This is a genomic window from Mesosutterella multiformis (genome assembly GCF_003402575.1).
Classification (GTDB): domain Bacteria; phylum Pseudomonadota; class Gammaproteobacteria; order Burkholderiales; family Burkholderiaceae_F; genus Mesosutterella; species Mesosutterella multiformis.
The window spans coordinates 37,074-58,037 of sequence record NZ_BGZJ01000002.1 but is presented as its reverse complement, the minus strand read 5'-3'; the positions used below and the strand labels follow the sequence as shown (position 1 = coordinate 58,037).

Below are 20,964 nucleotides of genomic sequence, written 5' to 3'. Positions count from 1 at the left end.
AGGGGCGCGCCGCCCGGGGCCCTCTTTTTTTGGTGTCGCCTATAGGGTCAGACCGATGACGCCGGCGTTAAAAATAACGTTGCATGGCTAATTTCTGGTTATGAAAAGAAAATTTCTGTCAACTGAGGACAGCGTTAAATATTGAAAAAAACCGGTTTCCATTTGAAAGAAATAACAGAATTGCAAAAAGTCTCGCTTTCCGGAAATTTCTCCAATACCATATGGCACATAAGTGGTAAGCAGAAACCCCCGATTCCCACAGAATCGATTAAACCGGCCCAACGGCTTAACTGACAAAAAAGGCGCAGACATGAAGAAAAGCGTTTTCCTGATGATCCTGATCACCGTCCTCGCGTGGGGCGCAACCCTCTGGCTCGATCCCCCGGCCCCGAATATGCGGAGCCTGATGCACGAGGTCTATTACCTGGATGGACTCCTCGCCTGGGAGGCATTCGCGGGCGCGATCCTTCTCATGACACAGCCGCGGCTCGTTGCCGGGCTCACCGGAGCGAGCTTCCCGGAGATCGGTTTCTGGCATAAGGCGCTCGGCGTCTCCGCGATCCTCCTCTCCCTCATCCACTGGGGCACCCGCATGATCTTCTCGCCGCTCGTTGAGCCGTTCGCGACGGAACCCGTGCCGCATATCGCGCGTCACGCGGCGGAAGGCGGCTTCTCCGCGTTCTGGGGTGCGCTGCGGCCGTTCGCTGAGACGAGCGGTCTCGTGCTCACGATCGCGGCCTGTGTTCTTGTGATTCTCGCTGTGATCCCGCTCCTCAAAGGCAAATACCTCTGGATGCAGGTTCACCGGCTGCTTGGCATTGTCTTCATCGCGCTCACGATCCACTCGATCCGCCTCATTGAGACGTCGGATCTCCTGATGCCGCTCGGGATCCTCACGATCCTCGTCACGATCGTCGGCGTGATCTGCTCGGTGACCGCGTTCCTTCCGAAGAAATACTGATCAGGCGTTTCTTTAAAAGCCAAAAAAGATCCCGCGGATTCTGTCCAATCCGCGGGATCTTTTTTCGCCGGAAGGAAAGACCGGCGTGATTTTGGAAAGCAAAAAAGCTTCTTCAGCGAGGTGAACTGAAGAGGATAAGCGAAACGGGTCCCAGGGACAGAGGAGACCCGTTTTATGAATCAGAGAGACGCTGACTGAGTGTCGCGGACCGAGGAGACCGCGGTTCTCGTGCGGCGATGACGCCAGGGGTGCGTGAAGCGCTGTAGAGTCCGCAGCGGGAACTTCAGCCCGGTTCTTTCCTCAAGAATCGGGAGCATCGCGGTGCAGCGTTTATTGCAGGAATTGAAGATCGCTCTCACTTCCGCACGGTTATTGCGCAGATAAGCGAGCTGCGGTGTTTCATATCCCTTGAATTCTGTCTCACGGAGATACCGTCTGACAGTATTCCTGGAGATATTGAGGATCTTGCAGATCGTTTTGATTGACGCGTGCTCTTTTTCGTAGAGTTCGTGGATCCGGGCTACTTTATTTTTCTTCAGCATCTCGCCTCCTATGGAGGTAATGTTCTTAACACTATGATAGAACAATTTTTTATGTTTTTTGTTACGGTAGGGTAAATTCTCTCGTTATGGGTAGTTTCCTACTCCCCGATTCGGGTGATGCAGGGTTCGTTTCCTGTTCTTTGAAACAGAACCGTCCCCACAGTTCTGTACGGCACCAAAGCCTTATTTTTAACACGGAATACCGGTTTTAAGGGGTTTTGGAGGTTGATAGCGTCGGTAGCATGAAGATAACTAGCGACGATAGTAGTTCTGTAAAAAACAGGAACTATTACCATTTACAAAGAAAAAAGCGAAGTGAAACTGCCAGAAAGTGTTGCGTTTCCGGGGGTGCCTGAGCGCTTCAGGTTGACGGTTTCGGATGGATCATCGGGATCACGATAAAGCGAAACCCGAGGTTCCCCAAGGTATAGCTGAGAGACCGAAAGAAAGGCGTATTCCGGGGACCTTTGAGGAAAAAAAGAGGTCCGGTTCGTGTGAGAACCGGACCCGGATCAAGAAATCTCCGGCAGGGGAGATCATTCAGTAAAAGGCGGCGCGGAAGAGCCTTATTCGGGAGCTCATTTCCTTTTTGCAGATCCGCGCCGCGGGCAAAAGAGTCGGTTCAGGCCTCGTCCATCACCGCCTGATCGCAGATGCGGCCGTTCACGAGGCAGTCAAGCACCGCGCAGGAGCCGAGGCGCACTGCGCCATGCACGCCGCCCGTTGACTCACCGGCGGCGTAGAGCCCCGGAATCGGCTTATCGTTCGTGCAGTCAAGCGCCCGGCCCTTCATGTCGGTGAGGATGCCGCCCATGCAGTGGTGGACCTTGGGAGACAGCTTCGAGCAGTACCAGGGACCGTTCACCATCGGCTTGCAGTCTTTGTTGATATAGCGGTTCAGCGGATCCTTCCCGGCTTTGAGACCGGCGTTATATTCATCGACCGTCTTCTGCAGCGCGGCTTCCGGAATATTGAATTTCTCGGCCATCGCTTTGAGAGTCGGGAACTCGTACACCACGCCGCGCTCCAGCTGCTTCGCGAGGATGTTGTGGTGGATCTGCTGCATCATCTCAATCCCTTCCTTATTCGCGACCGCGATGCAGAGCTGGCCCTTGTTCGCCGCGTTGATCACGGCGTCCGCCCGGACCTTGCGGTTCGCGAGCTCATCGACGAAGCGCTTGCCGGTCGCGCAGTTCACCCAGATACCAAACATCGCGGCGGCGCTCTGCGCGAAGTAGAGCGCGATCCCCATGCCTTTTTCATCCGGGTTGTTCCAGGGACCGCACTGAATCCAATCCGCCTGAATGATCTGGCAGCCGATGCGGTTCGCCTCACGCCAGCCTTCGCTTGTCGCGCCCGGCTGATTCGTGGTCTGGAACTTATCGGTGAGTTTCGGATCCTGATGCATGCGGTAGGCGACATCCGCGCCGAAACCGCCGTAGCAGAGAATGACGCCTTTCTTCGCGCGGATGTATTTCACGCGGCCCGAGGTGTTATCGCGGAACTTGTAGCCCTCACGGACTTTGAGTCCCTTCACGCGGCCATCGGTGTCCCGGATGATCGTTTCCATGAAGACACGGGTGCGGAGCGGTATCCCGAGCTCTTTGCACTTCGCGATCTGCTTTGTCACGATCGCGGAGCCGGAGCCGTTTCCGGTAATCGCGCAGCGGGGGACGGAGTGGCCGCCTTCCTGCACGAGGTGATCCATATTCCATTCAACCCCGAGCTCATCCCGCGTCCACTGCCAGGTGGGAAGCGCCTGGTTCACGAGCGTGCGGACCTTGTTGGGGTCGTTGAGCCCCTGGCCTTCCCGCAGCATGTCTTCAGCGAGGAGCTCCGGCGTATCTTTGATCCCATTCTTCTTCTGCATCGGAGAACCGGGAACCGCCATGATGCCGCCGTTAATGATGGAGTTGCCGCCAAGCGTCCGCATCTTTTCGAGAACGACGACGTTCGCGTTCTTCTTCTTCGCTTCAAGCGCCGCGGCAAGCCCGGCAAACCCCGAGCCGACGATCAGCACGTCCACCTCTTCATCCCACTTCGCGGGCATCGGGTCGTAGGGTTTCGCCTCCGCGGCCGGTGCCAGCATCGCGCCAAGCCCCATTGCCGTACCGGTCCCCAGGAACGCTCTTCTCGAAAGATCCGCCATATCCATCTCCTCTCAATACTTCAGTGTCTGGGGCGCGCGGACTTCTCACGAGATCGCGCGCCGTTAGAAAAAAGTGTACGAAGCGAGGACTGGCGGAGGTACAGCGATTCTGCGTGAAGAGATTGTGATTTTAACAATCTCTGAAGCCAAAACCTCGTAAAAAAGGATTAGAAAAACGGAGAGGCAAGCGGTTCAGTGAGAGAGTCTGAAACCTTAAAGACTCAATGGATATCGGTTTCTCCGCCGAATTTAAGGAACATCGGCTTCCACCGCGCGACATTGTCGATCGTTTCACGTTCCACAATCCAGCGGCAGAACTGCATCAGTCGCTCATTATCCTGAAGGCGCGCCGTCATGACGAACGTCATCTCCCAGGGGAGCCTGTGCCAGCCGTTCAGCACGGGAACGAGGTCGCCCCGGAGGATTTCCTGCCGGCAGAGATCAAACGACAGGTCCATTGCGATCCCGGCGTCCGACATCAGAGCGGCCTTGCAGGAGAGGGCGTCACCCGTAAACACCACGTGCTTCGTGATGAGAGGCGCTTTCTCATTCCCGCGGGAGAGGAAGTAGGAGGGCGGGTAGTTGCGCCCGGTGCGGAGAATGAGATTGTGGTTTGTGAGGTCTTCCGGCTTCTCCGGCGTCCCGTGGCGTTTCAGGTATGCCGGGGTCGCGAGCGGAAAGTTGAGTCCCTTTCCCACGGACCACATCACGAGACCTTTGGACGGCGGCCGGTAGGGGAGGAGCGCGATATCGACTCGCCCCGAAAGCACATCCTCATGATCACACTCGCTCATCAGATCGAATTCGAGGAGCGGATCAATCTTCTTATAGTCATTCAGCTGCTCAATAAGGTTTGAGCGTCCGACGTTCAGCGGATAACAGAGCTTGTAGCGGACCGCGTTTCCGGAGAGTGACCGAGCGATTTCGTTCACCTGGCTGAAGTACGCGAGGAGCTGCTCCGCGTGGTGGACGAGTGACTGGCCGCGCTCAGTGAGCGCCATGGGGCGCGAATGCCGGTCAAAGAACGGGAACCCGAGATCGGTTTCGAGTGACGAGAGGAGACGGGACGCCGCCGACATATCGAGGTTCTGCTCGATCGCCGTTTCCTTAATGCTTCCCGTGCGGGCAACGGAAACGAAAACGCGCCACGCTTCGAGGTTGTCCTTCGTCTGCATGAATGATTCCTTCAGAAATCCGCTCTGAACCGGAAAAGTATACCGAACTGGTTTCGGTTTCAGGGTACGGTAAACGTTATACCGGGAGAAAGATTAAAGGCATCTCAGAACCGGAAATGGCTATCAGTTTTTATATAGATCCTGATAGTTCCTGATAGATACGCATAGCTTCTATCAGAATCTGATAATTTTTGCGATCTGCTCCAAAGTCTTTGCTGTGGCACGGAACGGAAGCAGCATGCACACTGCCCTGCCTCAGTCGTATTGTTTGATACTATTCACCTTCGTTTCTCTTTTCTTATAGGCGCAGGCGCTTCAAATGCAGATGTTCTTCGTTGTTGTTCTCGCGATTCTTACCGTGATCTCGTGGTACGGATTTATCCGCTGCATGGTGAATCCGAATTGGCTGAGGCAGAAGGGCGAGGAGGCGCACGGCCGCCGTTACTACGCGATCAAGCTCCTGCCGCTCGCGCTCATCGCGACAGCAGTCTTAATCTCAGAGGCGCTGACGATCTGGCACTGAGTGAGCCTGATAGCAGCTGATAGAACCTTAATAATTTCTATTGCCCTTTCAGACTTCGGGGCAAACGAAAACCCCGTTTTGGAAGAACCAAAGCGGGGTTTAATCGTTATTTGGGGTTCTATCAGCAGTGCCGGTACTTGAAGAGCGTGAGCCCGAACTTCACGGCGAACCAAATCCCGGAACCGGTCTTTGGCAGCCCCTGCCAGAAAAGCGCCGGCGTGTATTCCGGGCACCAGACTTTCGCCATCAGCTTCCGGTCCGCGGGAACCGCGCGGTGATGCAGAATCCCGTAGAAGTGGCGGGTCTCAAACGCCGCGTGGCGGATCAGGGCGTCCGCGACATCCGGGTGTTCAGGACGCAGGCGATTCGCGAGCCGCACGATCGACCGGATGATATGCATGTAGGAATAGCCCTGGCGCTTACCGACGCGGGGCTTCTTCGAATTGCTCGTCGACGCGCTCCAGACGCGGTACGCGACGAAGATATCGCGCGAAAACACCATGATGGGATTCTCGGCCGCGAGGTCCGCGGTCCAGAAAATATCCTGATGGAAGACGTTTCTCGGGGGAAAGCGGAAGTGATGCGCCTCAACCCAGGATCGTCTCGCGAACTGAATCCAGCAGTAGTGAACCCAGTGGTGACGGTCAATCGCGTCCTTCATCCAGTCAAACGCCCGCATCCGGGTGCCGGTGGGCGGCATCTCGGGGATCCGGGTTTCTAGCCCCTCGGGCGTCGTCGGAGCCGGAGCCCCGTCCCGATGATCCGTGAATTCGGCGTAGCTCCCGAAGATCCAGTTGACGTCCGGTTCAGCTCCAAGCTTCAGGACTTTGTCGAGCGTTCCCGGCATCAGGATATCGTCACCGTCCAGGAACCCGACCCAGTCGCCTGCCGCGGCATCGAGACCGGTGTTGCGCGCCGGACCGCAGCCGCGGTTTCTCTGATGCAGAACCTTGAACCGGGGATCGGTCGCCGCGAACGCCTTCGCGACTTCGAGCGTGTTATCGCGGCTTCCGTCGTCCACAATCAGGAACTCGAAGCGCGAGTCATCCTTCGGGCCCTGGCCCGCGAGTGACCGCAGCGTTTCCTCGAGCTTCTCCCCGACGTTATAGGCCGGGACAATGACTGAAATCAGCGGATGAGAAACGGGAGACGCCATCAGTTGTTTCCAAAGAGGTCGCGCGTAAAGACTTTATCCTTCACGTCCGCGAGATCCGGGCTGTTTCGGTTCGTGATGATGAGGTCGCAGTGCGACTTGAACGCCGCGAGATCGTGCTCCACCGGGGTGTCGAGGAACGTATCCGCGTCAAGCGTCGGCTCATAGACCTCAAGCGCGATGCCCTTTTCCTTCAGGCGGCGCATGATGCCCTGGATCGAGGACGCGCGGAAGTTGTCCGACCCCGACTTCATGATGAGGCGGTATACGCCGACACGCTTCGGATTCTTCTTCGCGATCTCTTCCGCGATGAAGTCCTTCCGGATCCGGTTCGAGTCCACGATCGCGTGGATCAGGGTTTCCGGGACGTCCTTATAGTTCGCGAGGAGCTGCTTCGTGTCTTTCGGGAGGCAGTAGCCGCCGTAGCCGAAAGACGGATTCCGGTAGTGCGTGCCGATGCGGGGGTCGAGACCGACGCCCTCGATAATCTCGCGGGAGTCGAGCCCCTTGCTCATCGCGTAGGTGTCGAGCTCATTAAAGAACGCGACACGCATCGCGAGGTAGGTGTTCGAGAAAAGCTTGATCGCCTCGGCTTCGGTGGAATTCGTGAAAAGCACCGGCACGTCCTTATCCTCAGCCCCTTCAACGAGGAGGGTCGCGAAGACATGGGCCTTGTCGCCGTGGTCACCGATCACGATGCGGGAGGGGTGGAGGTTATCGTAGAGCGCGTGCCCCTCGCGGAGGAACTCCGGAATGAAGATCACGTTCTCAATCCCGAGGCGTTCTTTGAGTGCCGCGGTGTAGCCCACCGGAATCGTCGACTTGATGATGATCGTGGTGTCCGGGTTGATCGCGAGGATGTCATCGATCACGGACTCCACGGACGACGTATTAAAGAAATTCGTCTTCGGGTCGTAATCCGTCGGCGTCGCGACCACCACGAAGTCCGCTCCCTCGTACGCTTCCTTTTTATCGGTCGTCGCGCGGAGGTGAAGGGGTTTGGACGCGAGGAATTCCTCGATCTCGCGGTCCACGATGGGGCTCTTATGAGCGTTGATCAGGTCAACCTTATGCGGCACGATATCGAGCGCCACCACATCGTGATGCTGCGCGAGAAGCACCGCGTTCGAGAGACCCACGTAGCCGATTCCGACTGCTGCGATTTTCATCTTGACTTCTTATCCCTTCTTAATGCTTTTTGGAGTCCGCGCTCTTCGCGGATTCGGCCTTCCACCACTTGAACCACTCGACAAACTTCGGAATGCCGACGGAGAGCGGCGTCGCGGGCTTGAACCCGACCGCGGCCTCAAGCTTCGCGGTGTCGGCGTACGTCACCGGGACGTCACCCGCCTGCATCGGAAGCATGATCTTTTCGGCCTCTCGCCCGCACGCCTTCTCGATCTCGTGGATGAAGTCCATGAGGCGGACCGGCGAATGGTTCCCGATATTGAAGATCTCGTACGGGAAGTCACCCTGAGGCACCCGGCCAATGACGCGCACCACGCCTTCCACGATGTCGTCAATAAAGGTGAAGTCACGCATCATGTCGCCGTTATTGAAGACCTTGATCGGGCGTCCGGCGAGGATCGCGTCCGTGAAGAGCCAGGGAGCCATATCGGGGCGTCCCCAGGGGCCGTACACGGTGAAGAAGCGGAGACCGGTGAGCGGAAGCTTATAGAGGTTCGCGTAGCTCGCGGCCATCAGTTCATTCGCTTTCTTCGTCGCCGCGTAGTAGCTCACCGGAAAGTCGACGCGGTCGTCTTCAGAAAACGGCACCTTTTTATTCTTTCCGTAGACGGAGGAGGAGCTCGCGAAAACGAAGTGCCCGACCTTGTGGTGCCGGCAGCATTCGAGGAGATTCGCGAACCCGACGAGGTTTGAGCGCGTATACGCGTCCGGGTTCTCGATTGAATAGCGGACACCGGCCTGCGCCGCGAGATTCACGACCGCCTCAGGCTCATAGTCCGAGAAGACTTTCTCCAGGAGCGCCTTATCGCTGATATCCCCGCGCACGAGCGTAAAAGCCGGGTTCGGACCGATATCCGCGACGCGCGCTTCCTTCAGCTCCACCGGGTAGTAGGAGTTGAAGTCATCGATACCGATCACGCGGCAGCCTTCAGAGAGAAGGCGCTTCGAAAGCGCGCTGCCGATAAAGCCAGCGGCGCCCGTTACGAGAATGGTCCTGGGTAGTGCTGAAGTCATCTGTATTGCCTATTCAATCGGAAAAAACCGAATCAATCGATTGTAGTGCCAAAATGCCCGCCGCTCCTCAAAAAGCGGCTTGTTTCGGTGTAGCAAAACCGTTTCATTTTTATTCCGTCGGATAGTGGTCGTGCGCGTAGCTGAGGAGAAGCGACCGAAGCCATTGATTCAGTGGATCGCGCTCATCACGCGCGGCCCAGAAGAGGCGGGAAGTAAAGACCGAGCGGTTTTCCCCGGCGAGCGGAATCACGGTGAAGAGCCCGGTGCCTTCCCACTCCGCGGCAAGCGGCGACGGAATCCACTCTACGGCGTCTGTCCGCTTCACGACAAAGGGGGGAACATTGAAGTAGTTGCAGGCGATCACGGGGGCTCCCATCGCCATGACGTCGAGCCACGGGCGGTTGTAGCCGCCCTGCCGCGTCGACGGAATGAACTGCGGGAAGCGCGCGATTTCTTCAAGCGTCACGCGGCCCTCCGCCTGATAGATCGCTTCAAGCGGATGCCCCTGCCGCACCATGAGCCGGTATTCCACCTTCCCGAGCGGCTGCGACACCACGTCACTCTGATTGAGGAGCCCCGGGTTGATGCAGAGATCCGCTTTCCCGAGCCTCAGCTCATTCAGCGCGAACTCACGGCTCTCGAGAAAATCCACATTGATCCGAAGTCCCGGGGACTCAGTCTGAAGCCTCGGAACCACGGGAAGCACGAACGCGAGGTACCCCATGTCGTACGTGAGGATCCGGATATCGCGTTTCGCGGTCGCGGGGTCAAACACCGCGGGTTTCCGGAGCGAATCCACGGCGTCGATGATCGATTCAAGCTTCGGGAGGAGCTCTTTCATCGCGGAGGTCGGCGCGAGCCCTTTATCGGTCCTGAGGAAGAGGGGGTCTCCCGCGGCGTCCTTCAGCACCGAAAGCTGATGGCTCGCGGCGGAGAGCGACATCCCGAGTCCCTTCGCCGCTTCCGTGAGTGACTTCTTACGGCAAACCGCTACCAGAAGCCGCATCGAGGGGATGCTTTCCAACGCTTTTTCAGCGGAATTTTTAGCCATGCCTGTGATTCATAAGGAAATTCAATGTTGAGATTATAGCGAAGAGGCTGTTGAACGAAACCGCAACAGAGAAAGAGAAATTCTCCATATGGAAAATAACCCGCCGCGGGTAATATTTTCCCTGTCAGGGTTCAGATGTTTGATTCCGCAAGGAAAAAAATGTTGGAACTTCGTGGCATTTACTCTCTGAAATGAATTGAGTCTGAGGGCTGACGTCTAACAGGTGGTTTCGTCAGCCCCTTTTTTTGTCCGCGTTTCGCGGAACCAGCCATCGTCCCGCTTTCTTCTGTTTCTTAAAAAAACAGCAGGCATAAAAAAGATCTCCCTCAATTCTGAAGGAGATCCATGTGTTCGCCCTGAACCCGATGCCGGAGAAGTCACTCTCCGGCGGCCGCCTCAATCAGTCCTTGAACGTCACGACGCGGTCAACGAGTTCACGCACCGTGTGGAGCTGATTCAATTTATCGTCAGACTCGTAGCCAAGAGCGACACCGACCACAATGTCGTCCGTCTCCGGAACGTCGAGATAACGGCGAAGCACTTCAGGGTGCTTCACGAGGTTATACGCGGCGATGGAGCCGAGGCCCTTATTGAAGGCGGAAAGCTGCATCGTCTGGGTGAAACCGCCGAGGTCGAGCACCGCCCAGCGGGAAGCGCCCTTCGGCATCGTGATGAAAGCCACAGCCGGCGCGTTGAAGAGCATGTCTTCGACACCCGCCATCGTCTGGCCGACGCCTTCAGCGGCGATCAGATTGTGGAACCCGGCCATATGCTCCTGAGCGAGCTTCGACCACTCTTCGCGGTGCGGCATGCCGTAGTCTGCCATCCCCTGGTCGCCCTTTTCGGCGAGCGCCATGTATTCAGCGCGGATGTTCTTCAGCGTCTTCTCGGTCGCCATGTACACATGCCACTCCTGAGCATTCACCCAGGACGGCGCGCGGCCAGCGTCCTCAACAATCTTCCGCAGAATGTCGCGGGTCACAGGCTTCTCGGAAAAGACGCGGACGGAGTGACGTGAACGCAGAACCAGATCGAAATCCATATATGTTTCTCCTCTACCCGGAAAGCCCGGTTACTACAATAATTATGCTCCTTATAGAGCGAAAACTATATGTGTGTTTGAAAAAAAAGAGCAGATGGGGCCGATTCTGCGGTTTTGGCCCCATCTGCCGCCTGAAAAAAACACTTCTGAGCAGAGAGTGGTATGTGAGTACCGGTTGTCTTATTCCTTCTCAGTTTTCAGGCAAAAGGGGGACGGTGAGCGATCCTTCCGGCATCAGGATGACAGACGGATGCTCGCCCACAATCGGGCGGACGAGAGCAAGCGCTTCCTCAATCGTCGTCACGCAGCCCGCGAACATGAGTTCCTTCGCAAGCTTCGGGTCGAGGGAAGACACGAGGAAGTAGGGCGCTTTCTGCATATTCCGCGTGACCGCGAACGCCTTATTCGCGCCCATCACGAAGTGTTCCTTCAGTTCCTTCACGATCGCGTCGTAGCTCCCAAGCCGCCGGCAGGTGTCCTCAAACTTCTGATTCCCGCTTCCCTCGCGGCACTCGGCGACAAGAATCACGGCTCCGCCCTTCTTCACCGCGATCCTCGCGTTATCCATCGTTTTCTGCATCTGATACGCGTTGATGTCCTTTGGGTACCCGCCGCAGCTCACGATCACGAGATCGGCTTCCCGCGGGATGGGAACGCCGTAGACCTCGCGGACAAACTTGCAGGCTTCGAGATGCGCCTTCACCCAGTGCCCGGCGTACATCCGGAGGAACTCGTGCTTCGCGTTCAGCACCGCGTTGAAGAGGAAGAGGTCGCGGCCCTTCGCGAACCGCTCCACGCCTTCCACCTGGTCCTCGTAACAGGGGTTGCCTGTGGTGATCCCGAGCCCCACGCGGTCATCCATCATCCACTGGTGATTCATGCGGATCGTTTCCATCGCCGCGCACCCCGGGAGAATCGCCTTCCGGCCTCCCCCGAACCCCGCGAAGTAGTGGAAGACGATCGTTCCCGTGAGAATCACGTGGTCGACGTCGCAGAGCAGTTTATTGATGAGCACCGGCGTCCCGCGCGTCGTCTGCCCGAAGTACTCGAAATCCTGGTCCGCGTAGCAGTCGGAATTAAACATCGGGACACGGGCGGCAACCTCTTCCCCCACCGCTTCCGCCATCTCGTCCCGCGTCATCTTCCGGTGGGCTCCGAGCGAAAAGACGATCTTCATGTGGTCATCCGGGACCCCGAGGCGGTTCAGTTCATCCAGGAACACCGGCATGAAGTCGAACGAATTCGCGACGCGGGTGAGGTCGTTACAGATAAAGCAGACGGTGTCGCCAGGTTTCACCCGTTCGTCGAGCGGTCCGATCCCAATCGGGTTCCGGATCGCTTCGAGGATCTTCGATTTCACCGCTTCCTTCGGGATCGGGGTGAAGGACTTCGTCCGGACTTCAGCGATTACTTCGTCCTCCGGCAGCGCCACGGTTTTCACGGTGTCGCCATACGGGAGCTCATACGTCTTCAGCGTCATTTTTCCATTCCTATCAATAGAGACCGATTACCTTCCACCAGGCGATGCCGACCGCAAGCATCACGACCACATCCATCGTGATCACGGCGAAATTAAGGGCATAGAACCTGGGGCGCTCGAAGTACCCCTGACCGAAGTAGAGCGGGCCAGGGCCGGAACCGTATTCCGTGAGACCCCACATCGGGTTAGAGAAGATGCAGAACGCGATCGCGACGAGTCCCACCGGCGCGCCGCAGGCAATGGCGACCGCGGCGAACGGTACATACATAGCGATCACGTGAGCTGCCACCGTCGCGAAGAGGTAATGCGTGTAGACATAGATCACGAGGAGGAGCAGGAACGCGGCGATCCAGGCGGAACCCGCGAGCTGCGCCGAGACCACACCCGTGAACCACTTGATGAAGCCGAGTTTCGAGAGACCGGTCGCGAGTGAAATGAAGACACCGAACCACACCACCGTGTCCCAGGCGGCTTTTTCAGCGAGGGCGTCCTTCCACTCAAGGGCCTTTGTGACCATCAGGTACGCGACCACAGCGATACCGATCGCGTTCGCGTTGAAGCCCGTGAGGATCGCGGTGCCCCAGCCAAGGAGCGCGAGGATGAAGCCCACCGCGACCTTCTTCTCCTGCGTGGAGAGCGGTCCAAGCTCCGCGAGCATTTCTTTCCCGTGCACCTTCACTTCCGGCGTGTGATTCATCGTCGGGCGGATGAGGAGCTTCGTGAACCAGGGGAGAATGAGGAACGCGGCGACGCAGGGCGCGAAGGCGGCGAGCGTCCACCCGCCCCAGGTGAGCTGGATCCCAAGCTGATCCTTCGCGAGCTGCACGGCGAGCAGATTCGCCGCCATACCGGTCATGAAGAGGCCGCCCGTGATCGGCGTGACCTGGAAGCAGGTCATCATGAGGTAGTCACCGATCTTCTTTCCGGATTCACCTGGCTCCGACCCCATCACACGGCAGATGGAACGTGCGACCGGCATGATGATGCCGCCGCCTCGGGCGGTGACAGACGGCATCGCGGACGCCATGATGAGGTCAGCGAGACCGAGCGAATAGGCGATACCGGTAGAGCTGCCGCCGAATTTCGAGAGCATGAAGTACGCGATCCGCTTTCCGAGACCGGACTTCACGAAGCCAAGCGACAGAATGTAGGCCGAGAAAATGAGCCACACGGTGCCGGACGAGAACCCCGCGAGGTCTTCTTTGAGCGTGAGCGTCCCGGTGAAGTAGGCGACCGTGAGCGCGATAAACATGATCGCGCCGGTTGGAAGCGGCGCGGTGAGGATACTCACAATCGTCGCCGCGAAAATCGCGAACATGTGCATGCCCTTGGCGCTCAGGCCATCCGGCAGCGGGCAGAACCAGAGAATGAGGAGCACCGCGAGCGGAATCGCCGCTCGCCACCACTCCGTTTTAGAGGGCTGAGGCTGGGGTGCTTCATTACTTTTTGTATCAGACATGGTAGGCATCCGATCAGAAAATCCGCCCGAACCGCGAATTTAGGGACGCCTGCCCCTGGCCTGGTCCGATATCGAAGTAACGGACCCGGGCGGAGAGGGAAGCCAGGGGAGGCGTGGGGGGGTGCCGCTAGCCGGGCCCGAAACCGCCGGGACCCGACTCGCGGCCTTTCATGGATTACCGGTACTCAGGCGAATACATGTAGTCCGTCACGTACTGATCGAGGTCAGCCGGGATATCGGTTCTCGCGCAGCGTCCGGTCTTCTGGGCGTTGCGGATCACGTTCACCGCGATGTCGTGGCTGATCTTCCGCATGAAGGAAGAGGGCGGGAAGAGCGACCCCTGAGCGAGATCCGCGTCTGTCACGCAGTCCGCGACCGTGTGGCTCGCGAGAAGCAGGACTTCAGGCGGAATCCCGGTGCAGCCAGAGAGAATCGCGCCAAGCCCGATCCCCGGGAAGATGAAGTAGTTGTTGCCCTGGCGCGGCACAAAGGTCTTCCTGTTATAGGTGACGGGCTCGAACGGGGAGCCTGAGCAGAAGAGCGCCCAGCCGTCGGTCCACTCGTAAGCCTGTTCCGCGGAGCATTCGGAGTGCGAGTTCGGGTTCGAGAGCGCGAAGATGATTGGGCGGTCGTTCATCGCGGCCATCTTCCGGACAATCGACTCAGTGAACGCGCCGCCGCAGGTGGAGAGTCCGACAATCGCGGTGGGCTTCACGAGGTCGACATAGGCTTCGAACGTCAGGCTCGGATCCACGTCCTTCGCGAAGGGCTTCATGTAGTCCGCGATATCGCTGCGGCGCGTCGAAATCGGGCCATTGATATCGAAGAGCCAGATCTTCGAGCGGGCTTCTTCTTCCGTGAGCCCCTCTTCCTTCATCGCCTCGACAAGGAGCCGAGAGGAACCCGTGCCGGATTCACCGGCCCCGAGGAACATGATCCGTTCGTCTGACACCTTCGTGCCCTTCGCGCGGCAGGCGGAGAAGAAACCGGCGACGACCGCTCCGGCGGTCCCCTGAATGTCGTCCGAGAAGCAGGCGTAGCGGTTACGGTAGCGGTCAAGGAGCCGGAACGCGTTCTGGTTCGCGAAGTCCTCGAACTGAATCGCGCAGTTCGGCCACTTCGCCTTCACGGCCTGGAAGAACTCCTCAATAAATTCGTCGTATTCCTTCCCGCGGACACGCTCATGACGGTGGCCGAGGTAGAGCGGATCCTTGAGATAACGCTCGCGGTTCGTGCCGACATCAAGCGTGATCCCGAGGCACTTCGCCGGGTCCACGCCCGCGCAGACGGTGTAGAAAACGAGCTTCCCGACCGGGATCCCGTGACCATTGATGCCGAGGTCCCCGAGACCGAGGATACGTTCACCGTCTGTCACCACGATCATGTCCACTTCTTTCTGCGGGGCGTTATTGAGGATCTCCGCGAGATGCCCCTTATCCTCGATCGAGAGGAACATGCCGCGGGGGAAGCGGAGGAGATGGCTGTACTGCTTGCAGAAGTCACCGACGGTCGGCGTGTAGACCACGGGGAGCAGCTCATCCACGTTATCCATCAGCATGCGGAAGAAGAGCGTCTCGTTCGCCGCGCGGAGCGCGTCGAGGAAGATGCTCTTCTGAAGCGGTGTGGAGAAGCTGTGATAGACCTCCATCATCGCTTCTTCCTGCATGCCGATCGAGGCTGGCATCGGGGGGAGAAGTCCCGTGAGTCCGAGCGCCTTCCGCTCTTCCGCCGTATAAGCCGTTCCTTTGCTGAGTGTCCCGTTCTGAAGCAGGGCATTGCCTTTCAGAGTTTCAGTCATCTTTATTTCCCGTCCTTCAAGATTGAGAGTTGGGGAATCGGGCCGGAAGCCCGATGAATCAGGCTTCGGCGCTTTTCTCCGTTACTGGACAATATATGTAGTCCGAAAGAATTAGTGAATGACAAAGCGGCAAACTTTACTTGCTGATTTAACAAGCTAGAATGAGAGCGTCAGACGTAACGCCGGGAAGGCCCGAAAGATGAGGAAAACCGATAATTTTGAAGCCTGGTCGCTGCTCTCCGCCTGCCGGAAAACCGGCGGGCTCGCGAAAGCCGCGGCCGCGGAGTCGCTTGATCTTTCTGTCGCGAGCCGCCTCATCGCGGGGCTTGAGACGGAACTCGGGGTCGGAATTCTGGACCGCCGCGTGCGGCCCGCGGTGCTCACTGAAACCGGGACACGGCTCGCCGTTTTCGCGCAGAAGATGGTGAAGGCGAGGCGTGACGCGCTGGAACTCGCGAGTGAAGTCCACGCGCTTGAAGCCCGGGAAGGCGAAAAGCGGACACTGCGGCTCAGTCTCCCGATGAATCTCAACCGCGTGACCCTCATCAGCCAGATCATGACGTACGAAGACCGGCACCCGGACGTCCGGGTCGAGATCTCAGCGGACTCGGGGCTCCCGGCGCTGATCGCGGGGAAAACCGATGTGTCACTCGGGAGCTACTACCGGCCGGATCCGAGGCTCTTCGCGCTTCCCGCCGGCATCTGCTACTCCTTCATCATGGCGACGAAGAAGTACGAGCGGAAGTACGGGCTCCCGGAAACGATTGAGGATCTGAAGCACCACACAATCCTCCTTCGCTACACGCAGAACCTTGGGTACTCGAATAAGCTCGAGAACGGAACCGAGACCTATTACATCGACCGGGGTCACCGGGTGCAGCACGGGGACGCCGCGGCGTGCCGCGAGATGCTGCTCGCGAGTGAAGGCCTCGCGATTGACCTCACGCCCGGCTTTGTGTCGGATTACCTTGCGAGCGGCTTTGTCTTCCCGGTGCTGAAAGGGTGGCATCGCGAGCCCTGGCACTATCACGTCTACTGCCGGGCGGGGTCGCAGGACGACAAGGTGCTCCGGGAACTCATGGCGTACGTGGAGCGAGGCGTCTTCGCGACCTTCGCGAACCAGTGGCAGTTCTGGTACGGGAAGCTTGGGATTCCGATGCCCGAAGGTTTCGTACCCCAATCAAAATCGTAAAAAGCCGCGTTATTTTCTTTTAACGCGTGTATCCTTTCGGTCAATTCAGAGAGAAACGCTCGGAATTACGCGTTTTCTCACGTTTCACAACACAACCCGAAAGGAACCAAAGAACATGAGCGATAACGGAAGCTGGGAACTTTCTGCAGATGAACTCTCTCTCGCGGCGAACCGGCCTCTTATCACGGAGCTTGCCGGTCTGGGTGTTGTCCGCGCGAGCGGCAAGGACGCCGTGGATCTTCTCGATAAGCTTTTCTGCGTCCGTGTGACGGGTCTCGGCGACGCGATGAAACTCGCGGGCTGGGCCGAAGTGAAGGGGCGGCTGCTCGCGACCCCGCGTATCGTGATGGAGAACGAGGAGTCTGTGTTCCTCGTGGTGCCGCGCGAAACGCTGCCGGAGTTTCTGAAACGGATCAGCATCTATATCTTCCGCTCCAAGGTGAAGTTCGAGGACGTCTCGGACACGGTGAAGGTCGCGGGCGTGATGGGGTCGAACGACGATCTGAAAGCCGCTCTCGCCCCCGCCGGGCTCGAAGTGCCGCCCTGCCTCTGGACCACCGCCCGCGCGAATGGCGCGATCGCGGGCCGCGTGATTCCGACGGAGGAACCCGTCCCCGGCTTTGAAACCCCGGCGGAACGCCTCCTCGTTCTTGGGTCCGCGGATCAGATCGCGGCTCTCGCCGGCACCCGCGTTCCCGAAGCCTTCTGGTGGCTCGCTGAAATCTCCGCCGGCGTTCCGACGGTGTTCACGAGCTCCATGTCGAAATTTGTCCCGCAGGCGATCAATTACGACACGCTCGGCGGCGTGACCTACAACAAGGGCTGCTACCCGGGACAGGAAGTGATCTCGCGCGTCCATAACAACATGGCGAAATTCGGGAAGACGATGGTCTTCGCGAAGACCGAGGGTGATGTCCCGGCCGCGGGCTCTGACTTCACGTTTGAGGAGAAGCTCGGAATCGTCGTCGAGTCCGTGAAGGCGGCCGGCACCACGTACTTCCTCTTCCAGACGACGAAGTAAGCGGCTTTAAGTTTCATTGATTGATTGACGAAAGCGGAGTTCCTTCAGAGGGAACTCCGCTTTCTATTTTGGGGTGAAGAAGAGCGGTCTTCGGATGAAAGCGATCTTTATCCGATCGGCACTCCCATCGCGGTCGCGACGATGATGAGGATGACGACCGCGATCATCGCGTACTTGATCCATCGGGTGTCCGCCGCGCCGTTTGCCGTGAAGCCCGGCATCACCATCGCGCCCCGCGCGTCGTAGTACTCCGTCGCTCCGTCATAAAACTCCACCGCGACCTGCGTCTGACTGAACGCCCGAAGCCGCCCCTTCTTCGTGAAGAGGAGGCGCTCCGCGGTGTCAGGATCCGACGTCTCCCGTCCGTACACCAGGACTTCACCCGATTTTTCTTCGCAGCGCGTGATGATGAGAGTCGTGGTGTCTGGCATAGCGATCCTGAATTCAGAAGAAATGAGGAGAAAGGGCAGGCGGAAGCCGCCCTGATAACCGGTTAGTTTACTGATGATAGATGTATTACCTCGGAAACCACAGTTTCCCGGGTTACTCCGGGATTCGGCGCATGTCGCCGCGGTTATGATTGCTTCCTATGCAGACCCTTCCTGCAGAACACTAAAAAGCGAGAAAGAGAATGGCAGTCACAATTCGTAAGTCTGTTGAGAGCGATCTTCCCGCGCTCCTCGACATCTATAACCACGAGGTGGAGCACGGCGTCGCGACGTTTGACCTGAAGCCGCTGACGCTTGAAGAGCGGGCGGTGTGGTTTTACGAGCATAACAAGGAGAATCATCCGCTGATCACGGCGGAACTCGACGGGAAGCCTGTCGGCTACGCGTCACTCTCTTCCTTCTCCTCAAAAGCCGCGTATCACAGCACGGTGGAGCTCTCCATCTATGTGGCCCCCGACTGCCGCGGTCACCGCATAGGGACGCTTCTCATGGAAGCGATCCTGAATCTCGCGAAAGAGGATCCCGAGACGCATCTCGTCGTGTCCCTGATTACCGGTGTCAACGAGCCGAGCATCGCGCTTCATAAGAAATACGGGTTCAAGTACGTCGGGACGATCCACGAGTCCGGAAAGAAATTCGGGAAGTGGCTTGACGTCCAGTACTGGGAGCTTCAGGTCTGAAGCCTGGGTGTGAGAGTAACAGCCCTCTAAGCGCCGTTCCGATACCGGAGCGGCGTTGTTTTTAAGCACTTCTTGAAGGCGGAAATGAAGTAGCTTGCGCTTGCGAACCCGCATTCCGTCGCGATGTCCTCGACCGACAGCCCGGTTTCGCGGAGGAGCTTCGACGCCTGCGTGATGCGGTAGAGCCGGATATAGGAGAAGATCGTGTCGTGGGTGACCCGCTTAAAAAGCCGGCAGCATTCGCCCGGGCTGTAGTGAACCGCCTCCGCGATCGAGTCGATCGTGATCTCTTCCTTATAGTGCGCCTGAACGTACGTCATGATCGCGCGGGCAACAGCGTCGTTCCTCGCCCGGCTGACGACCGTCTTCTTCGCGGCGTCGGGCCTGAAATTCTGAAGGAGCGAGAGCCAGATCTGCATCAGGCACTCGGCGACCTGGTACTCGTAGCCAAAGAGTTTCGACTCCGCGAGATCCGCGATCGTCTGAAGCCTCGTGAGAATCTCATCCTGCCAGGGGACGGAAGGCCTGAACGCCATCTCGGCAAACGCCGGGTTCCCGACATAGGGGTCGATATAGCGCTTTTCGAAAATGGAGCCGGGGAAGAGTGAGAGGAGTGCCGGAAGAAAGTCGATGCAGTAGTAGGTGCTGTCCGGGTCTTCCACCGGGGCGATCATGTGCAGCATGCCGCTATTGATGAAACAGCCTTCGCCTGCTTTCAGTTCGAGCTTCTTATCGGAGAGACAGACATACACCGCGCCGCTCTTCACAAGACAGAGCTGCATCTCAGAGTGCCAGTGCCAGTCCGCCCGATGACTCGCGTTCCGGGAGAGTTTGGACTCATAGAGCGCGAAAGGAAACTCATCGGATCCGTGAGGAGTTTTGTCCTCCTGGTCAGGACCGATCGGAAAGTTAGGTATCTGCATGCGTCGCGGTAAAGTTCCGAATGCGAAAGAAAATAATAACCGTTTAGCCTAAAAGCCATAGCGGCAGTCGAAAGAATACCAGAATAGAAGAAACCGCCTGAGGCTTAGGGCGCTTCGGTGTCTTACCTTGGAGGTACGAGAAAGCCGGCGTGCGGGGATATCTCTGATTTTATGTATTAATTTCTGTTCGGAATTCCGGGGGCAGAGAGGCTGATTAGCGATCTTTACGAGGATTTACCTGAGCGACAAAAAAATAACCTCCGGGGGCTCAGAAACCTCTCGGAAAACAGTCACCATAGCAAGGATATCGGAGAAACGCGGGAAAGTTTCCGCTCCGCGTGCCGGAAGAGCGGCGACTGAGCTGCGGAAAGCCGCACAAAAACGCTCGCCTGAGGAGTTAAACAAAACAAAATGACACAGCAATTGGGACTGTCGTTATGTCAATACATAACGTCATAGGATCAGCTGCGTCGGCTTGAACACCGTGCTTTATCCTGCTGATCAGTCAGCGTTTTGTTGGTAGTGTAATTGTCTTACTTTCCTTTAAATAGGCAATCTTATCGACAGTTTGCCTACGCTATCTTTTAAAAACGTTATTTAAATAGCTTATTTTTGAATCCGTGGTTATGTTTTTATGAGTACTGTTTTTTGATCTAATCGATATAAAAATAAACAGGAATGTATAAAATAACGCTATCCATGTTAACTGAATATGCAGGATAAGCGTATGTCTGAATCTTCGACCGTCCACTCTTCCCCGATTCAGGGGTCTTCTGCTCCGACCTCCATCCCCCAGGAAAGCAATAAGATGGAGAATCTCGCCAAGATGACGCTGATCGAGACGCGTCTTTCAAACGAGAAGAAGTCCGTGTTCCTCGCCTACGTGCTCTGGTTCTTCTTTGGCTCTTTCGGTGTCCACTGCTTCTATCTCGGAAAGCCGATGAGCGGACTCTTCCGTATCGCGTCGATCTGGCTTGGAATCATCCTCGTCTTCGCGATTGGATCTGACGGCCCCGGCCTCATCAACGGGGTGGGCGCGCTGTTCCTCGTTATCGGAAGCCTGCTGCTTCTGATTGATATCTTCCGTATCCCGGGTTTTGCCCGCGCTTACCTCGATAACCGCCGCATGATTTATGAACGGAATCTTCTGAGGTAAGAAACAGA

Annotated in this window: 19 protein-coding genes; 6 read left to right on the top strand and 13 right to left on the bottom strand. The window is 57.5% G+C overall.

What is annotated here, in order from left to right:
- Window positions 1-310 precede the first annotated feature (310 nt).
- Window positions 311-961: a ferric reductase-like transmembrane domain-containing protein gene (locus M4NBBH2_RS09015; RefSeq protein WP_116270672.1), complete on the top strand. Its 651-nt coding sequence runs from the start codon at window positions 311-313 to the stop codon at window positions 959-961.
- Window positions 962-1,140: 179 nt separating this feature from the next.
- On the opposite strand, the gene M4NBBH2_RS09010 is transcribed toward M4NBBH2_RS09015, so the two are convergent.
- The 3 genes from M4NBBH2_RS09010 to M4NBBH2_RS09000 form a co-directional block, all read right to left on the bottom strand.
- Complete coding sequence (locus M4NBBH2_RS09010) at window positions 1,141-1,503, bottom strand: helix-turn-helix domain-containing protein (RefSeq protein ID WP_116270671.1); 363 nt, start codon at window positions 1,501-1,503, stop codon at window positions 1,141-1,143.
- 622 nt (window positions 1,504-2,125) lie between these two features.
- The gene (locus tag M4NBBH2_RS09005) at window positions 2,126-3,652 is read right to left on the bottom strand and encodes a flavocytochrome c (RefSeq protein WP_116270670.1); all 1,527 of its coding nucleotides are present in this window, start codon (window positions 3,650-3,652) and stop codon (window positions 2,126-2,128) included.
- A 221-nt stretch (window positions 3,653-3,873) separates the two neighbouring features.
- A complete protein-coding gene (locus tag M4NBBH2_RS09000) occupies window positions 3,874-4,827 on the bottom strand; it encodes a LysR family transcriptional regulator (protein WP_116270669.1) in 954 nt (317 codons plus the stop codon).
- A 319-nt stretch (window positions 4,828-5,146) separates the two neighbouring features.
- Between M4NBBH2_RS09000 and M4NBBH2_RS08995 the strand changes: the two genes are divergently transcribed.
- Complete coding sequence (locus tag M4NBBH2_RS08995; RefSeq protein WP_022444382.1) at window positions 5,147-5,350, top strand: hypothetical protein; 204 nt, start codon at window positions 5,147-5,149, stop codon at window positions 5,348-5,350.
- 121 nt (window positions 5,351-5,471) lie between these two features.
- Here the strand turns inward: M4NBBH2_RS08995 and M4NBBH2_RS08990 are convergent, their stop codons facing one another.
- The 8 genes from M4NBBH2_RS08990 to M4NBBH2_RS08955 form a co-directional block, all read right to left on the bottom strand.
- Complete coding sequence (locus tag M4NBBH2_RS08990) at window positions 5,472-6,506, bottom strand: glycosyltransferase (protein ID WP_116270668.1); 1,035 nt, start codon at window positions 6,504-6,506, stop codon at window positions 5,472-5,474.
- Window positions 6,506-7,672 carry a nucleotide sugar dehydrogenase gene (locus tag M4NBBH2_RS08985; protein ID WP_116270667.1) on the bottom strand — a complete coding sequence of 389 codons (1,167 nt, stop codon included), beginning with the start codon at window positions 7,670-7,672 and terminating at the stop codon, window positions 6,506-6,508. Before M4NBBH2_RS08985 ends, M4NBBH2_RS08990 begins: the two co-directional genes overlap by 1 nt.
- Before the next feature lie 19 nt (window positions 7,673-7,691).
- Entirely contained in the window at window positions 7,692-8,705 is a 1,014-nt protein-coding gene (locus tag M4NBBH2_RS08980) for an NAD-dependent epimerase (protein WP_116270666.1), read from the bottom strand.
- 109 nt (window positions 8,706-8,814) lie between these two features.
- A complete protein-coding gene (locus tag M4NBBH2_RS08975) occupies window positions 8,815-9,756 on the bottom strand; it encodes a LysR family transcriptional regulator (RefSeq protein ID WP_116270665.1) in 942 nt (313 codons plus the stop codon).
- 400 nt (window positions 9,757-10,156) lie between these two features.
- Window positions 10,157-10,798 (bottom strand): nitroreductase, encoded by a 642-nt coding sequence (locus M4NBBH2_RS08970; protein WP_116270664.1) that lies wholly within the window; start codon window positions 10,796-10,798, stop codon window positions 10,157-10,159.
- 190 nt (window positions 10,799-10,988) lie between these two features.
- Window positions 10,989-12,278 (bottom strand): nickel-dependent lactate racemase family protein, encoded by a 1,290-nt coding sequence (locus M4NBBH2_RS08965; protein ID WP_174703625.1) that lies wholly within the window; start codon window positions 12,276-12,278, stop codon window positions 10,989-10,991.
- Between the two features lie 13 nt (window positions 12,279-12,291).
- Entirely contained in the window at window positions 12,292-13,737 is a 1,446-nt protein-coding gene (locus M4NBBH2_RS08960) for a DASS family sodium-coupled anion symporter (RefSeq protein WP_116270663.1), read from the bottom strand.
- Between the two features lie 175 nt (window positions 13,738-13,912).
- Window positions 13,913-15,535 (bottom strand): NAD-dependent malic enzyme, encoded by a 1,623-nt coding sequence (locus M4NBBH2_RS08955; protein WP_116270662.1) that lies wholly within the window; start codon window positions 15,533-15,535, stop codon window positions 13,913-13,915.
- A 199-nt stretch (window positions 15,536-15,734) separates the two neighbouring features.
- Between M4NBBH2_RS08955 and M4NBBH2_RS08950 the strand changes: the two genes are divergently transcribed.
- Together M4NBBH2_RS08950 and ygfZ are read left to right on the top strand one after the other, a co-directional pair.
- The gene (locus M4NBBH2_RS08950; protein ID WP_116270661.1) at window positions 15,735-16,727 is read left to right on the top strand and encodes a LysR family transcriptional regulator; all 993 of its coding nucleotides are present in this window, start codon (window positions 15,735-15,737) and stop codon (window positions 16,725-16,727) included.
- Between the two features lie 115 nt (window positions 16,728-16,842).
- Window positions 16,843-17,748, top strand: coding sequence for a CAF17-like 4Fe-4S cluster assembly/insertion protein YgfZ (gene ygfZ / locus M4NBBH2_RS08945; protein WP_116270660.1), 906 nt, complete (start codon window positions 16,843-16,845; stop codon window positions 17,746-17,748).
- A 107-nt stretch (window positions 17,749-17,855) separates the two neighbouring features.
- Here the strand turns inward: ygfZ and M4NBBH2_RS08940 are convergent, their stop codons facing one another.
- Window positions 17,856-18,179, bottom strand: a complete 324-nt coding sequence (locus M4NBBH2_RS08940; protein WP_116270659.1) for a hypothetical protein — start codon at window positions 18,177-18,179, stop codon at window positions 17,856-17,858.
- 200 nt (window positions 18,180-18,379) lie between these two features.
- Here M4NBBH2_RS08940 and M4NBBH2_RS08935 point away from each other — a divergent pair, with 200 nt between their 5' ends.
- Entirely contained in the window at window positions 18,380-18,877 is a 498-nt protein-coding gene (locus tag M4NBBH2_RS08935; RefSeq protein WP_116270658.1) for a GNAT family N-acetyltransferase, read from the top strand.
- Between the two features lie 26 nt (window positions 18,878-18,903).
- On the opposite strand, the gene M4NBBH2_RS08930 is transcribed toward M4NBBH2_RS08935, so the two are convergent.
- Entirely contained in the window at window positions 18,904-19,800 is an 897-nt protein-coding gene (locus M4NBBH2_RS08930; protein ID WP_022444369.1) for a helix-turn-helix domain-containing protein, read from the bottom strand.
- A 727-nt stretch (window positions 19,801-20,527) separates the two neighbouring features.
- Between M4NBBH2_RS08930 and M4NBBH2_RS08925 the strand changes: the two genes are divergently transcribed.
- Window positions 20,528-20,956, top strand: coding sequence for a TM2 domain-containing protein (locus M4NBBH2_RS08925; protein ID WP_200832701.1), 429 nt, complete (start codon window positions 20,528-20,530; stop codon window positions 20,954-20,956).
- Window positions 20,957-20,964: the final 8 nt, after the last annotated feature.